12 protein-coding genes and 2 pseudogenes are annotated in these 15364 nt (G+C 38.4%); 2 read left to right on the top strand and 12 right to left on the bottom strand.

Annotated features, from left to right (window positions below; all coding sequences use genetic code 11):
• Window positions 1-55 precede the first annotated feature (55 nt).
• Both EAE89_RS16830 and EAE89_RS16825 read right to left on the bottom strand, forming a co-directional pair.
• Window positions 56-838: a TSUP family transporter gene (locus EAE89_RS16830; RefSeq protein WP_054481652.1), complete on the bottom strand. Its 783-nt coding sequence runs from the start codon at window positions 836-838 to the stop codon at window positions 56-58.
• Window positions 839-1124: 286 nt separating this feature from the next.
• Window positions 1125-2219: a Fe(II)-2OG oxygenase family protein gene (locus EAE89_RS16825; RefSeq protein WP_235525566.1), complete on the bottom strand. Its 1095-nt coding sequence runs from the start codon at window positions 2217-2219 to the stop codon at window positions 1125-1127.
• A gap of 312 nt (window positions 2220-2531) precedes the next feature.
• On the opposite strand from EAE89_RS16825, the pseudogene EAE89_RS16820 reads away from it, so the two are divergent.
• Together EAE89_RS16820 and EAE89_RS16815 are read left to right on the top strand one after the other, a co-directional pair.
• Window positions 2532-2651, top strand: a pseudogene (locus EAE89_RS16820) (phosphate acyltransferase); the annotation flags it as partial.
• A 310-nt stretch (window positions 2652-2961) separates the two neighbouring features.
• A pseudogene (locus tag EAE89_RS16815) lies at window positions 2962-3357 on the top strand (type II toxin-antitoxin system HicB family antitoxin).
• An 83-nt stretch (window positions 3358-3440) separates the two neighbouring features.
• Here the strand turns inward: EAE89_RS16815 and EAE89_RS16810 are convergent.
• The 10 genes from EAE89_RS16810 to EAE89_RS16770 form a co-directional block, all read right to left on the bottom strand.
• Window positions 3441-4091 (bottom strand): hypothetical protein, encoded by a 651-nt coding sequence (locus EAE89_RS16810; protein ID WP_054479402.1) that lies wholly within the window; start codon window positions 4089-4091, stop codon window positions 3441-3443.
• Between the two features lie 293 nt (window positions 4092-4384).
• The gene (locus EAE89_RS23740) at window positions 4385-4777 is read right to left on the bottom strand and encodes a hypothetical protein (RefSeq protein ID WP_235525470.1); all 393 of its coding nucleotides are present in this window, start codon (window positions 4775-4777) and stop codon (window positions 4385-4387) included.
• Window positions 4778-4786: 9 nt separating this feature from the next.
• The gene (locus tag EAE89_RS23735) at window positions 4787-5032 is read right to left on the bottom strand and encodes a hypothetical protein (protein ID WP_244866540.1); all 246 of its coding nucleotides are present in this window, start codon (window positions 5030-5032) and stop codon (window positions 4787-4789) included.
• Window positions 5033-5734: 702 nt separating this feature from the next.
• On the bottom strand, window positions 5735-7189 hold the full coding sequence (locus EAE89_RS16800; RefSeq protein ID WP_054479403.1) for an amino acid permease: 1455 nt from the start codon (window positions 7187-7189) through the stop codon (window positions 5735-5737).
• A 97-nt stretch (window positions 7190-7286) separates the two neighbouring features.
• On the bottom strand, window positions 7287-8273 hold the full coding sequence (astE, locus tag EAE89_RS16795; RefSeq protein ID WP_054479405.1) for a succinylglutamate desuccinylase: 987 nt from the start codon (window positions 8271-8273) through the stop codon (window positions 7287-7289).
• A gap of 12 nt (window positions 8274-8285) precedes the next feature.
• Window positions 8286-9629, bottom strand: coding sequence for an N-succinylarginine dihydrolase (gene astB / locus EAE89_RS16790; protein ID WP_149617154.1), 1344 nt, complete (start codon window positions 9627-9629; stop codon window positions 8286-8288).
• 27 nt (window positions 9630-9656) lie between these two features.
• Entirely contained in the window at window positions 9657-11132 is a 1476-nt protein-coding gene (astD, locus tag EAE89_RS16785) for a succinylglutamate-semialdehyde dehydrogenase (protein ID WP_214086278.1), read from the bottom strand.
• A gap of 5 nt (window positions 11133-11137) precedes the next feature.
• Window positions 11138-12166, bottom strand: a complete 1029-nt coding sequence (gene astA, locus EAE89_RS16780) for an arginine N-succinyltransferase (protein WP_235525473.1) — start codon at window positions 12164-12166, stop codon at window positions 11138-11140.
• A gap of 24 nt (window positions 12167-12190) precedes the next feature.
• A complete protein-coding gene (locus tag EAE89_RS16775; protein ID WP_054479410.1) occupies window positions 12191-13399 on the bottom strand; it encodes an aspartate aminotransferase family protein in 1209 nt (402 codons plus the stop codon).
• Between the two features lie 814 nt (window positions 13400-14213).
• A partial coding sequence (locus EAE89_RS16770; protein ID WP_244866538.1) for a thioesterase domain-containing protein occupies window positions 14214-15364 on the bottom strand: 1151 nt, incomplete at its 5' end.

Here is a 15364-nt window from a genome sequence, read left to right as displayed (position 1 = left end):
AATGAAATTGGGCATAATTCAGTCCGCTTAGTGATTTATTTTAATTCAGTACAATTTATAGAAGATTAAGGATCATAATCCGTAGCGGGTTGTTTTCAGCACTAATAAGTTTAATCGCTAACACACAGCATACCAATATCAGCATCGGCCTTATTAAACGAGGACCTATTTTAACAGCATAACGTGCGCCTAACTGTGCTCCAGCAAAGGACGCTATAGCCATTGCTAAGGCTAACGGCCATATAATGACGCCTTTAGTGATAAAAATGAACAATGCACCAATATTGCATGAAGCATTTGCTAACTTAGTAAAACTCATTGCCCGCATCATCTCAAGGCCACAGAAGAACATAAAACTCATCATGAGAAAAGAACCCGTTCCTGGTCCAAATATGCCATCATAAAAACCAAGTACCGGAGCGATTAAAAATGAAAATAACAATACAGATATTCTTTTCCTATTACTTCTCCCACTAAGTTTCGGAGCGAAGATAAAATAAATTGCGACGACGATTAATAATATTGGCACACAAGCTTCTAATACTCTCTTACTAACCACACTAACAAATAATGCACCACTAACTCCTCCTAATAGGCTAAAAAGTACTAAAAATACTGAATTTCTCCACTCAATCAATCCATTACGCGCAAAAATTACAGTAGCTGATATACTAGCCGAAGTTGCTTGAAGTTTATTAGTTGCCATAGCACTGATAGGTTCTATTCCTGCTAGAAATAGCGCGGGCAATGTTATTAATCCTCCTCCACCTGCTATTGCATCAAAAAAACCTGCCAAAAAAGCAATAGTTGCTAGTATGCCTATTAGGTCCCATTCCATAATGATTCCATATATTATTAAACGTTTTAAAATAGCTTAAATTATTAATAATGCAAGCTATTCAATAGAATTTCATAATTGTACTTCATACTCAGTCAACCCTTTTTGCAAAAGAATGTGACATACTTAAAAATCCAATCAAAAAAACCCTTGGATTCACATAATAAGTGCAGCACTTTAGTCCAACACTTTAAAAGTGCCATTTAATATAGCATTCCAAATAATTAAAAATTAAATATAACTATACTTTATTAAATTTCATTGTAATAACACAACGAGTAATTATTTAGCCTTTAAGCAATAAAGGATCATCTGAGATAACAACTCCTTCCGCATATTTTGCAAGACCAAACAACCGAACTAACAATCGACGATTATCCTTTACTATATCCCGACAATGTAATGCTCGATAATTATTAATAGCAATTGCAGATTCCTGTGTTAATACATATCGATACGGTATAGCATCGTTAACTGCCTGACAAAATATTTCATATGCTTTCTTGACAACATCTGAGGCTTTTTCATCAACAGAAAAACGGTAGGAGTTATATCGGATAGAGAAAGAGAATTTTTCATTAAAATCTATTATAGATACCCCCTTACCATCTTCTTCCTTTTCGTCGGCATAAGAGTCACTATATGTAAAATTAAAGTTGCATGACGACAGAGCCAAAACATTAGTTGCACCAACCCTTTCTAATACTTCAGGCATTGGAATAACAAATGTAGGTTCCATTAGAGGATTCCACATTGATGATAAAATCAAAGAAGACGGTGAAGGAGAATGACTATTTTTAACTTTCACTGCGCTCCAATATGGTCCTTCGGTGTGAGGGCCAAGGGATAAGCCTGAATGAGAACTTAATTCTACTCTATTATTTTCAGAATCAATATCCTGCAAACCTCCCTCTTTAAAATGAGCAACCAGACGCACTATTTTATCATAATTTTCAATATCATATGCAAAAGCTCTATGTTCAACAAGTTCCAGTAAGATTTGATTACGAGCCGCCAAATAAAGGATAGCATATTGATTATCTAGTGAAGAAAACGAGGGTAATTTATCAGGGAGTATATCATTGGTAACTTTTTTCATCCCTTCAAAAACTAGAGCGGACATTAAACCATCAGAATATATTCTGATCACTTCTTGTTGGATTTCTGAAAATGTTTGTTTTAATTCAATACCAGCTTGTACCACAATCATTCTAATTCCGCTAACCTGTGGACCACCACGTTTAGCAATATCTTCGGAAAAATAGTGAAGCAGGTTAGCTTGATGTTCATTAAATATAAATAAGTTAATTTCCTTATTTTTTTGTACAGTATCCGATGAAATCATCTTTTTATTTTTTTCTACAACTAGATTACATTCCATTTTTATACCCTTAGTTATTTTAATTTAATTTAATTTAATTATGTGTTTTAAACTATATTATCAGTTATTAAAGTAATTACCAGAATAAAAACACACTTTAAGATTCTATATTATTATATTTTGTGACTTTAATGAAATTATAAATCAAAGTTATATTTTTATGTTTTATAACTTCTTACGCTTATTAATTGTTATTTATTAAAAACACAGTATAACCGATATACAATAATCACTAAATAATACAAAATTTTATTTACTAATTTTCTAAAGAAGTCATTTCATAATTATACTCTTCTTCCAACCAGCCCTTGCGGGCCAATGCTGCAAGGTATGCGCAAACCAGTGAACGATTTGTCCCGTGGCGCTTTGGTAGACGATATTGTTTACACTGTCGCACTGACTGCGATTCAATCAGCACAGGGAGAAGCGTAACCGCTTCTTATCCATAGCAGATTAGTAACTGATAAAGGCTGAATCCTGTACTCACTGGATTCAGCCTTTTTATTTTCTTTTTATCTCCAGAAAGAGATAAGATTGGAAAATTATGCCAATTTATTAAATATAATGTTCTCTAATGAAGTAACTCGAAACATTCAAATTAAGGAGAAAAAATATGTTATACCCTATGGATTTCAAGTTGCAGTGCGGCGGCAAGTGAACGCATCCCTAGGAGCATAGATAACTATGTGGAACGCAGCCAACAAAGCAGCAACTTGAAAGATGACGGGTATATCCCGCTTTTATTGAAATTGATACAGACAGCAGTGCAAACGGCTGGTTTCCTGATGTACCCGGCTGTTATTTTGCTGGCGATACACTGGAAGAAACCTAGCAAGATGCTAAAAGTGCTATTGAGGTACATTTTGAATTATTAACGCAAAATGAATCAGAGCTGCCGAAAGCCAGAACAATGCAAGAACATCTCGCTGAAAACATGGGTAAGTATATTGATGGTCAATGGATCTTAGTCGATGTCAATATGGATAAATTCGATGGCAAAGCAGAACGGAGCAATATTACCTTGCCACACCGTTTATTACATCGTATTGATACGATTGTTCATGATCATCCTGAGTATGGTAGCAGAAGTGGTTTTCTAGCTCAGGCCGCACGCAATGAACTACAAAAAACAGTTTAATTGTGCCGCATATATGCGGCACTTCACATTTTTACCTGCGCAAATTTAAGATTGATAATTGCATGGTTTCAGCACAGAGAAGCCTATTTTTTCTTTTTCTGTAATAATACATACGCGACCTGAGCTTGTATTTTGTTACTTGATAACCACCCATTAAATATATTTCCTATTCCGCTTTGCTTATATGCAGAATCACAACTTGCCGATGTTCCTGTTACACCAAGCCCATATGTTCCTCCTCCTTCAGCTTTAGTCTTACATCCATGTTTAGTTGTAAAGTCATTATATAACCAGCCTGCCTTTTCCGTCTTAAATTCAATAACAACACCCGGTTTTTTATTGGTTAGATAACCTTGTGAGTAAGTGAATTGAGGCGCAATTCCACAGAAACTTTTTTCTTGAACGCAAGAAATTTTCTCGTTCCTATTCTTATCAAATGTTTGATATTCCTTTGTCTCCATTCCTCGATACCAGTACATCGATTTTTCTTCTACATTATCACTATTTGCAGTTTTACCATTCTTTAGTGTCAATTTATTCGGTGTGTTGTCTTTAACTCGAAGAACACAATTTGTATATAAAGACATTACTTTGGTTTTTGCCAATCCGTTTGCCGTTATTGCATCTTTCACCTGATTTCTAATGTTCTCCGGATCTTTCATACATGCCATACTGACACTACTAATAGCTAATAAAAGCGGGGAAATAAGGAAAGCTTTTTTATTTAAATTCATATCTATCTCCTTGGTCTATTTATGTTTTCGGTACCTAATTAAATTGATTTCATTATTATATATTTAGAAAAACACTTATTGCAGATAATATAAAATTAATTAACCTACTGTATTAATCCACACTGTTATATTATCTGACCTAAATAAGGTAGATTATTTAATTAGAAAAAACAAAAACAAATTCCAGCATGATTAAATTAAAAAATATTTTATTAGAATATATGTAAAACAATATAATAACGGCATAAAAGAAAAAAACCAACAATTATATAATCACAGGACAGATTTAAGAATTATTTCGATATTGGTAATTGTACATAAGAAATTGTCGTCTCTATTTTAACTGGCTTTTCTGATAACCACTTGTTGAATTCATCCCCCATTTTATAACCTTTAGGCTCACAATTTGACTCATCTTTTATAAATGTAGTTATTTCACCAAGCCCATATGATTCTCCTCTTGATTCAATATTAATTTCGCAGTTATGTTTAGTTGTAAATTCATGATACAACCAGCCTGTTTCTATCATTCTAAATTCTATAACAAATTTTTTATCCTCTCTCATCGGATAGCTTTTCGCATAAGTATATTCAGGAGAAACTCTAAAAAAGCGATTCGGAATGTTAGCACAAGGAACTCTTGTATACTTATTGCTATCAAATAGTTTATATTCATCTATTCCCATTCCTCTATATCAATATATCGCTAGTTCTGCGCGCTCATCACTATTTCTGGATTCATTATTAGTTAATATAATTCTATTTCCAGTATTCACCACATCAAATTCGCACTTTTTATACATAGACATCAATTTAGTTTCTTGTAATCCATAGTTTTTTATTATACTTTCCACCCTTGGGTCAATATTACATGCCACACTAAATTGACTACTAACGAATAATAAAGGGGAAATCAGAAAAACTTTTTTATTAAAGATCATATTTTTCTCCTTGTTTTATTGATAATCTTGACAACCAAACAAATAAAAAATACTTCATAGCTGTTATTAATAAATCTATGATCTTTACCAACATATAATGACTTAATGTATAATGTAATTGTAAATATTACAAAACAAACTAACAACATAAACTATATGATTCAATTCATTTATTTTTTCATTAACCATCTTAAATAAAGGCAGATGACTAAATCAAAAAAACAATCCCCATAATAATTAAATTAAAAACAAGAAAAAAACATAAAAAAAGATGATTTCAATAATAAATAAGGTTTCATAATTCTGCTACACATGGCTTTCTTCAACTAATTGTTATACATAGAGTTATATGTTACGTGGCGTGTGTAAGGTGTAGCACTATTTTGGAAAGCTATTTATATAAAATAGATAATTATTCAGTTATTACAATGTCATATGTAATAAAATTCGCTTATTTATTATTCCACAATAACATAAGAAATATCATATAATTGCAATTATGACTATCTATATAATTCAAATAAATATTATCATGAATATTTATTTCCCGGTAACATGGATAAATTCACTTAAAATTTATTACCAATAAAAAAGCACCGAAGTTATGAACATTCGGTGCTGAATTAAACTAATGATGTACTTAGCATGGAAAACCTATTTGAATGCCAAAACAGCTAAATATGAAGGTGTAAATCATCCTCATTATGGACGAAAACCCTCTTTCTCTATCTGATAACCTTGTTCTTCCTGTGCTTCATTTTTCTTTTTCACGCGCCATAGAATACTTAACGCGATAAACCACAAAGGTGTACCACAGAGTGCCACCAAGGTATCGGGATCAAAAACCATTATCACTATTGTAAGGATGAAAAAAATCAGAGTGATCCACGTCAACGGCACTCCCAAAGGCATCTTAAATATTGATCGTTTATGCAATTCAGGATGGTGTTTACGATAAGCTAAATAGGCCACTAATATCATACACCAGCTATAAATAACCATAATAGAAGCAACCGTTGACACAATAGTAAATAATCGCATGACATCCGGTACGACAAATAAAAGTGATGTGCCAACTATCATACAGAAACAAGAAAATATCAAACTATGTACTGGAATCGCAGTATTACGGGAAAGAATTTTAAATTTCTGGTGAGCATTTCTTTCCGTTGATAACCCATAAAGCATACGTGTACAAGCATATAACCCACTATTAGCAGAAGACATTGCCGACGTTAATGCAACAAAGTTAACAATTGCAGCCGCCGCTGGCAAACCCGCCAAGGCAAATAGCGTTACAAAAGGGCTAGTTTCAGATGAAATACGTCCCCAAGAAGTCACAGCAATAATGCTTAACATTGAAAAAATATAGAAAATAAAAATTCTCATCGGAATCTTATTAATGGCTTTCGGCAATATTTTTTCTGGATCTTTTGTTTCTGCGGTCATCGTGCCAACAAGTTCAACCCCGGTAAAAGAAAAAATCGCTATCTGAAAACCGGCAAAAAAACCAAAAATACCATTCGGCAGGAATACTGATGGATCAGTCAGATTATTAATAGATGCCGTCATACCGTCTGGTGATTTCCAACCTATCATCACCATACCGATACCCACAATAATTAACGCTAAAATCGCAATGACTTTAATAATCGCAAACCAGAATTCAGCTTCACCGAATAACCGGACAGAAAGAAGATTACAAGTACAAAGTAAACCCAAGGTTAAAAATGCAGGCCCCCAAAGAGAAACACCGGGAAACCAATATTGAATGTATCCGCCACAAACCACCACATCAGCAATACAGGATACAATCCAACTCATCCAGTAAGTCCAGCCGAGAAAAAAACTTGCCTTCGTCCCCAAATAATCAGATACGAAATCAGCAAAAGAGCGATAATTTAATTTAGTGAGCAGTAATTCTCCCATAGCTCGCATCACCATATACACAAAAAAACCGACAACGGCATAGGTAATAACGATTGATGTTCCAGATACGGCAATAGTTTTGCCCGATCCCATAAATAATCCGGTACCAATAGCACCGCCAATAGAAATCATTTGAATATGACGTGCACTCAGACCTCGATGAAGCTTTTGCGAATCAGTAAAATTTTCTGCCGAAAGATTTTGTTGAGTTTTATTATTTTTTATCATGATAATACCCGTCTGTCATTAAAGCGAAGAAGCACACTGCTGAATTCTTTCTGAAGAAGAAAGTACCATTGCTTCAGAAAGAAAATGTCGTAATATTTTATTTAGTTATTTTTTTATTTAGAGCAAGTAACAATCCCGCCCGTAATCCATTAGCAACCTCAGCATTAGGAAATAATATAAAGTTTACTGAGGATGTTATTTTCCAATGGCGATCCCGTTGGCTGGCAATTTCAAATCCCTCAGGTAATTCAGTGAAATTCATGGTATCGGCAGGTATATGAAGTTGAAAACTGTCATCACTCTTAATAATCGAATCAACTACTCGGTAATGTTTCAGCTCAGATTTAGTGCGTGCAGTTATTTGTGAATAAGCGATTAAGCTATAAAGAGCCGCAATGATTTTCTGAAATCTTTTTAAATCATTTTTACCAAAAGGCATTACTTTGCCAATTTCCATCGTGCAACTGTCTGCGCCAAATTTTTCTCCCAGGAAGTGGCTGAAAGTCCCTCCTTTTTCTTTGTGATAAACCAGTGCTTCAATATCACTATCACTCAACCATTGCATAAACTCAGCAGAAAAAGGACGGCCCTGAGCGGGTAATAACGCAAATTGCTCATGATGAGAGGCCCGTATCGCTGTATGCAAGTCAATATGCCAGCGAATATTTGTAGAAGATACCGAAGGTTCAGCAAAAAAACGACTCACAACATTTTCAAGTTCAGCTGCACGCAACCGCTCATTTCCCAGTGGGAAATTTAGATAACGACCACCAAACATTCGGTTCAAATCATTGTGCAAATAACGTCGGTCCGCACGCATAGCGGGCAAGTTACCGAAGATGATCAATAAGTTATTTTCTAATGTTAGCGTGCCATCAGCCAACTGTGCCAATAATTGAATTAATATTTCAATAGGTGCCGTTTCATTGCCATGAATACCCGCAGAAATCACCAGAGATCGATTTTTCCCTTCACAGGGAATCAGTTGCAGTACACCTTCTGCCAACCAACTCGCACTGATTGTTTCCGGAAACGTTAAATGATCGGCAAGTTTCTTTTCAAGCAATAACGTTAACAGATCCATATCCACTCCAATTTAGCGTTGAAATTCATAGATTGATCCTAATTTCAGGATCTGCGTAAGCTCATCCAGAGCGGTATAAACTTCACGAAGTAATTGAGGATCAGCCAGATCACTGGAACATAATTGATCGCGATAATGCTGTTCTATCCACTTAGTCAGGCGATCATAAAGTGGGTTATTCATCAATGTTGCAGGATTGACAGCGCTGAATTCGGTATCATTTAACACAACTCTTAGACGTAAGCATGCTGGACCACCGCCATTACGCATACTTTCCCGAAGATCAAAAACGCAGACTTCATTAATGGGTGAAGAGGTTTGCACAATCAGTGACTGTAAATAATCCCAGACGACAGCATTTTGACGGCACTCTTCAGGAACAACGATCATCATTTTTCCATCAGTTTTACTCAGTAACTGGCTATTAAAGAGATAAGAATCAACCGCATCTTTAATACTGACCTGCTCAGAAAGCACTTCAATCGCGACAAAATCATGTCCCAACGCCGCCATTTTTTCCTTAATTTCAGCAAGAGCCTGAGCCTGATTGAGGTAAGCATATTGATGATGAAAGAGGACATTTCGGTTGCTCACTGCAATGACATCATTGTGGAAAACACCACTGTCAATGGCGACAGGTTTTTGCTGCACAAAGACGGTTTGGGCCGGATTAAGTTGATGCAACCGTGCAACAGCTTCACTGGCTTCCCGTGTTTGTCGCGCGGGGTAAAGCTGGGGTATCGGACCACCACGCAGCACGCTACGCCCATAAACAAATACCTGTACGCTCGGCATATTATAGTCACCACCGAGACGATTATGGTTGGCCGCCCCTTCATCACCAAAGTCTTCATGTTGTGGTAGAGCACGATGATGAATAAAGTAGTTTTGATTCGCAAAAGTGGCTTTTAACACGGCTGCCGTCGTTTCTACTTCCAGTGAACGATGCAATTTGTTATTTAAATTTGCCACTGTGAAATGCACTCGCTGGTCGGCACTATCTGCAGAAGGTGACACTGTCGCCGCGTTTGCTGTCCACATTGATGACGCAGAACTCAGCTTTGATAACAACACAGGAGAATATTGAGCCGCTTTCTGGAGTACTTGCTCATCACTGCCTGCAAAACCTAAGTTACGCAACGCGGGAATATTAGGACGTTGTTGTGGTGGAAGCACCCCTTGAAAGAATCCCATGTCAGCCAGAGATTTCATTTTCATCAACCCTTGCAACGCGGCTTTACGTGGGTTAGACACATTATCCCTATTATAGATAGATGCCTTATTACCCACGGAAAGCCCCGCGTAATGATGGGTCAGACCGACCAACCCATCAAAATTTACTTCAAAACCAGACATAGATACCTCTGGAAAAATGGTATTAAGTTAATCAGGGAAATGAATTCCCGGAGCAAGCGTTTCAGGTAAAGAGAGTTTATCGGTAACAAGGGATGCCATCGGCCAGGCACAGTAATCAGCAGCATAATAAGCACTGGGCCGGAAGTTTCCTGATGCGCCAATACCACCGAAAGGCGCTTTGCTGGAAGCCCCTGTCAGCGGTTTATTCCAATTCACAATTCCGGCTCTCGCATCTTCTGACAAACGCTGGAACAAGAAAGCATCTGGTGAAATTAAACCAACAGCCAGCCCGAACCGGGTGTTATTTGCGATTGTTAACGCTTCATCAAACGTGTCATAACGCATGAGGGACAGTAGCGGACCAAAATATTCTTCATCAGGTAGCTCAACTACCTGACTAACATCAATAATCCCTGGTGCCAGCAACGTTGATTGAGGAGCGAGCTGCTCCAACGAAACCAAAGAAATCCCACCAAGTTTTTGTAGCCGATCTTGCGCTTCCAACAAATTCTGAACAGCCTGTAGAGAAATGACTCCGCCAATAAAAGGTTGAGGTTGTGCATCCCAATGGGATGGAACAATCTGTTTAGTCACTTCCACCAGACGTTTAATTACTGCGTCTCCATGTGCACCATTTTTTACCAACAATCTGCGGGCGCAGGTGCAACGTTGACCTGCGGAGATAAATGCTGACTGCACAATGGTATAAACAGCAGCATCAATATCATCACAAGCATCAACGATTAGTGCATTATTTCCTCCCATTTCAAGTGCCAACATTTTTTCGGGCTGACCACCAAACACGCGGTGAAAGTGAAAGCCAGTATTAGCACTCCCTGTAAACAGCACACCATCGAGCTGTTTATCCTCCAGCAATACGGTCCCTGTATTACGCGCACCTTGAACCAAATTAAGCACCCCTGCGGGCAAACCTGCTTTTTCCCACAGTTTGACAGTTTCTTCAGCGGTCATCGGTGTTAGCTCACTGGGTTTAAACACCAGCGTATTACCCGCGATCAGTGCGGGAATAATATGACCATTGGGTAAATGACCTGGGAAATTATACGGACCAAAAACCGCCATCACACCGTGGGGACGATGACGCAATAACGCCCGACCATCCGGCATAATGATTTCCGATTCTCCTGTACGCTGTTCCCATGCTTCAATGGAAATAGTCGCTTTACCTATCATGGATTGTATTTCAGTACGTGTTTCCCATAATGGTTTACTGGTTTCTTGACTGATAACACGGGCGAGGGCTTCTTTATCTTCATTCAACAAAGCGACAAACTTCTGGACGACATTTATTCGCTCACTGACCGGCAAATGCGACCAAGCGTAAAATACTTCACGGGCAGATTGACAAGCAGCGCTGACTTGAGAGGCATCAGCGCTGTTAGCTTGCCACAGGATCTGTTGATCTATTGGAGAGAATTTGGTTATCGATTCACCCTGCCCCTCTACCCATCTTCCCCCAATGTAATGTGCTTTATGATTCATCATAATTAGTTTTCCTCTGGAAAGAGACTGACGAGTCGCACCTGCTCCCCATCACTGATCTGAAGTGCATCCATTTCAACGGGTGTTAAAGAAAGCTCCTCGCAGTCATACGCAATATTCAGTAAAAGCGCTCGAAATTCACTAAAGTGCTGATTGGCAACGATGCAAGCAACTCCATCGTTGCGGATGACTGACTTAACTTTGCTGACAGTAACAAGCCGACTCTCTTTTACTGCGCGTATCCGGTCGATCTCAGCCTGTAGTAAGGCACCTGCGTCAAAAATATCGATATGGCCTTGATAGGAAAAACCTTCTTTCTCAAGAATTGCACGGGCTGGGACAGTTTTCTCATGAACCTGCCCGATCACCTTCTGCGCCTCGGGGGGTAATAAGGATATATAAACCGGATGCAGGGGCATGAGTTCCGCAATAAAAGTTTTCGAACCAATACCGGTTAAGTAATCTGCCTGAGAAAAAGGAATGCCAAAAAAATGTTGTCCCAGCGAGTTCCAGAAAGGTGAATTTCCTTGCTCATCGGCAACGCCACGCATTTCAGCGAATATTACTTTAGAAAACAGATCCCTAAATGCGGCGATAAAGAGAAAACGCGCTTTAGAGAGAAATGTGCCATTTTTTCCTTTCTGATATTCCGGGTCTAGGAACAAGGTACATAATTCACTGTTACCCGTCTGATCTTGTTCTAAAGTTAACGCTTCAATAGCCTTATAAACGCCCAACTCACGTGATGAACGAATCGTTTTCTGTACCCGAAAGTTATAAAACGGTTCCTCCAGTCCTACCGCCGCTTCTATAGCACTTACGCCTACTACGCGATTCGCACTGGTATCTTCCAACACAAAAAAGAATCCCTGTTTGGCTCTGGTCAGTTTTCCAGCGAAAGTATCAACGCTACGTGAAATACGTGAACGTAATTGATCCAAGTTATTTGGCAAAGATGTCAGACCTATACCAGCTCGTTCGGATAAAGCCTGAATCCCCTTTAAATCACTATTCTGGACAGTTCGGAAAAGCATCATAACGTCACCTTCAATCTGCTATTAACCGACAAACCGCATAATGGCACTTTCAAGACGAACCAGACCTTCATCAATATCAGCAAATTCAATGTTTAATGCAGGCGCAAAGCGCAATACATCCGGCCCGGCAATCAATGCAATCAACCCTTCCTCTGCTGCAATATTGGTCAACTGCTTCGCCTTACCTTGCCAATTCTTATGCAATTCAGCCCCCAGAAGCAGCCCTTTGCCCCGCAAGCAATTGAATATTTGATAACGCTGATTAAGTTTCGATAATCTATCCATAAAATAATCATGGCGCTGTTGAACTCCGGCAAGAAATTCTGTCTGATTAACAATCGAAAGCACTTTATTAGCGACTGCTGCGGCCAGAGGATTACCGCCAAAAGTTGTACCATGCGTGCCGGGTTGAAAGGCTTCTGCAATATGTTGTTTCGTCAACATAGCACCAATAGGAAAACCCCCACCCAGACCTTTTGCACTGGTCAGAATATCAGGCTCCACGCCATACCCCTGATAAGCATAAAGATATCCGGTACGACCTACTCCAGTTTGAATTTCATCGAAAATGAGTAGTGCCTGAAAGCGATCACATAAGGTACGCAATTCCTGCAAAAATTTAGGATCTGCGGGAATAACTCCACCCTCCCCAATAATAGGTTCAACAATAATCGCGCAAGTATTTTCAGAGATGTGCTCCCTGATCGCAGACAAGTCATTATAAGGAAGATGAGTAATTTCTTGAGGAAGAGGTGCATAATCTTGTGAATATTTTGGTTGCCCTCCAACTGTAACGGTAAATAATGTTCTGCCATGAAAAGAATCGTTAAATGAGATAATCTCATTTTTATTTTTTCCATACTTATCAGCAGCATATTTTCTGGCTAACTTTAATGCTGCCTCGTTAGCTTCTGCACCTGAATTACAGAAAAACACTTTATCAGCAAAAGTATTTTCCACAAGTCTCTTTGCTAATTTAAGAACTGGCTCATTCGTGTAACCATTTCCTATATGCCATATTTTTTCAATCTGAGAAATTAGCGCATCCTTTAATTCAGGATGGGCATGTCCTAATGAATTAACCGCAATTCCACCAGCAAAATCAATATATTCCTTTCCATCCTGATCCCATACTTTCGAGCCTTTGGCCTGAACAGGGATAAACTTAGCAGGCGAAAAACAAGGTACCATATAGTGATCAAACCAACTTCTCTGAATATTTTCTAACATGGATCATTTCCCCTTAAAATAGAGAGCGTCTGAACGAAATAAAAAATATAACTTTCGCTACTTTTCAGCTCGTACTGGTATGACTAATTAATAAATACTGAGGGAAAGGAATTCTAAAAAGTTTTAAAAGATAAATAAGATTACATGATTTCGTTAATATTATAATTATTATAAATATTTTCGAAAAACAATCCCTCAGTCATTGGACAGATACTGTTGCTCGCGCTTAACAAAGTCAACACAAGTTATAAACAAAAAAAATACTTTTTGATCCCGTTCAAAATTCCAAAAAGTATTTTTATGCACGACTTATGCACTAAATGTGAATAATAAAAGAATAAATAGTGAATAAATTAAACCTACTGTATATAGGTGAAAAGAATAAATAAATAATTATTCATCAATAACGTTTGAAATTGACCTACTCGAATGTGAAATAAAATTTGACGGGTTCTAATTTTGTAATAACCAAGCTAATTCTATCAATAAAATAACAAAATAAGTGAACAATCTGACTATCACTTAATACAAAATTAACTGCCACCTCAGAAGATTAGTGATATCTAAACCCTCTTATATTGCAAATAATAACGGCATTACCGCCTAGCCAGATTATTTATAAAAAATTGATCGTATCATGCCTTATCTCAATGATTTATCTGAATTAGATAAACAGATCAGGTCCTATATGGAGAAAATTATTCTCTTGTAACTATCACTTTCCTTATACTGTTTTAATCAAGAAAAATCCGGTATAAGCAATATATACCGGATTATCACACCAACGCTAAATTATTCAGTATTTCTTAATATATCAGTATGGCAAAACCTCCCCGTTACCGTTGATTGCCAGTGTCATATTAAGGGCTTTAACTAAAATGACTTTATTCTCGTTATCCTCCAATAAGCTGAAATGGTTACCCGGAATAGCTATTAAGTGAAGTAAAGCATCAGGGACGACTCGTGCCCAACCTAACGACGGTTCTATATTTAAAGACTCCGGTTCTTCATCCATAACAGAAGAAAGTGAGCAAAATTCCATTGCATAGAACTGATGCAACGTTATTGTTAATACCTGTGGCTCATAATCCCTGACTATTTGCGCATAATGCGCTATCTGCTCCCAACGTCCTGCGATTAAATCAGGACACAAACTGGATGGATATAACGCCAGTTCCTGCGCAGCGGCAATAAACTGCACCAAACTCAGTTCATCAATTCGCTGGTACAACACCGCAATCTCTTCAGCGTGTCCTTCCCCTAATTGCCTGACCAATTCAGTAAAGAATTGATATTTAGGCTGCGCTATCTGCTCACCTAAATAATGAGGAGCCGGCGTATCAATCAGCCCGAGGAAATTAACCATTTCACCGGCATTCAAAAGCTGCTGGGCAATCGCATAAGCCAATATCCCACCGGAAGAGTAGCCCGATAACTGGTACGGTCCTTCCGGTTGAACCGCCTTCATCAAGGTGATCATTCTTGCCGCCTGCTCCTCCATAGTCGCCATCGGTTTTTCATTGATGGACGGCCAAGGCAACGCATAAATCGGGTAGCCTGATTGGATACTCTGAGCCAACCCAAAGACATAGGAATAGTCACCCGTCCCACTAGGAACAAAGAACACAGGCAATCCTGCTCCACCAGATCGCACCGATATGACGCTGGTTTGTGGCTGAGATAGCAAATCTAATGTGATTTTTGCCGCCAGTTCGGTCAGCACCGGGAATTGGAATAAAGCATTCAATGTACAGACCAAACCCCGACCCGCAGCAAGATTTATCATTCGCATGGCAAGCAGTGAATGACCACCCAGAGCGAAGAAACTATCGTACCGGCTGATCTGCTCAATCCCTAGCAACTCATGCCAAATCGCCGCCAACGCGATTTCCGTTTCTCCCTGCGGGGCCTCGTAAACCTGACGGGCAAACGCCTCTCCGTCCGGCGCCGGCAACGCCAGACGAT

Source organism: Photorhabdus heterorhabditis (genome assembly GCF_018448905.1).
GTDB lineage: Bacteria > Pseudomonadota > Gammaproteobacteria > Enterobacterales > Enterobacteriaceae > Photorhabdus > Photorhabdus heterorhabditis.
The sequence above is the reverse complement of the archived record's forward strand: the minus strand, read 5'-3'. Positions and strand labels throughout refer to the sequence as shown.

Excerpts from the sequence above, each read along its gene's own strand:
- EAE89_RS16830 (WP_054481652.1), bottom strand. The coding sequence starts at position 838 with ATGGAATGGGACCTAATAGGCATACTAGCAACTATTGCTTTTTTGGCA.
- EAE89_RS16825 (WP_235525566.1), bottom strand. The coding sequence starts at position 2,219 with ATGGAATGTAATCTAGTTGTAGAAAAAAATAAAAAGATGATTTCATCG.
- EAE89_RS16810 (WP_054479402.1), bottom strand. The coding sequence starts at position 4,091 with ATGAATTTAAATAAAAAAGCTTTCCTTATTTCCCCGCTTTTATTAGCT.
- EAE89_RS23740 (WP_235525470.1), bottom strand. The coding sequence starts at position 4,777 with ATGGGAATAGATGAATATAAACTATTTGATAGCAATAAGTATACAAGA.
- EAE89_RS23735 (WP_244866540.1), bottom strand. The coding sequence starts at position 5,032 with ATGATCTTTAATAAAAAAGTTTTTCTGATTTCCCCTTTATTATTCGTT.
- EAE89_RS16800 (WP_054479403.1), bottom strand. The coding sequence starts at position 7,189 with ATGATAAAAAATAATAAAACTCAACAAAATCTTTCGGCAGAAAATTTT.
- astE (WP_054479405.1), bottom strand. The coding sequence starts at position 8,273 with ATGGATCTGTTAACGTTATTGCTTGAAAAGAAACTTGCCGATCATTTA.
- astB (WP_149617154.1), bottom strand. The coding sequence starts at position 9,629 with ATGTCTGGTTTTGAAGTAAATTTTGATGGGTTGGTCGGTCTGACCCAT.
- astD (WP_214086278.1), bottom strand. The coding sequence starts at position 11,132 with ATGAATCATAAAGCACATTACATTGGGGGAAGATGGGTAGAGGGGCAG.
- astA (WP_235525473.1), bottom strand. The coding sequence starts at position 12,166 with ATGCTTTTCCGAACTGTCCAGAATAGTGATTTAAAGGGGATTCAGGCT.
- EAE89_RS16775 (WP_054479410.1), bottom strand. The coding sequence starts at position 13,399 with ATGTTAGAAAATATTCAGAGAAGTTGGTTTGATCACTATATGGTACCT.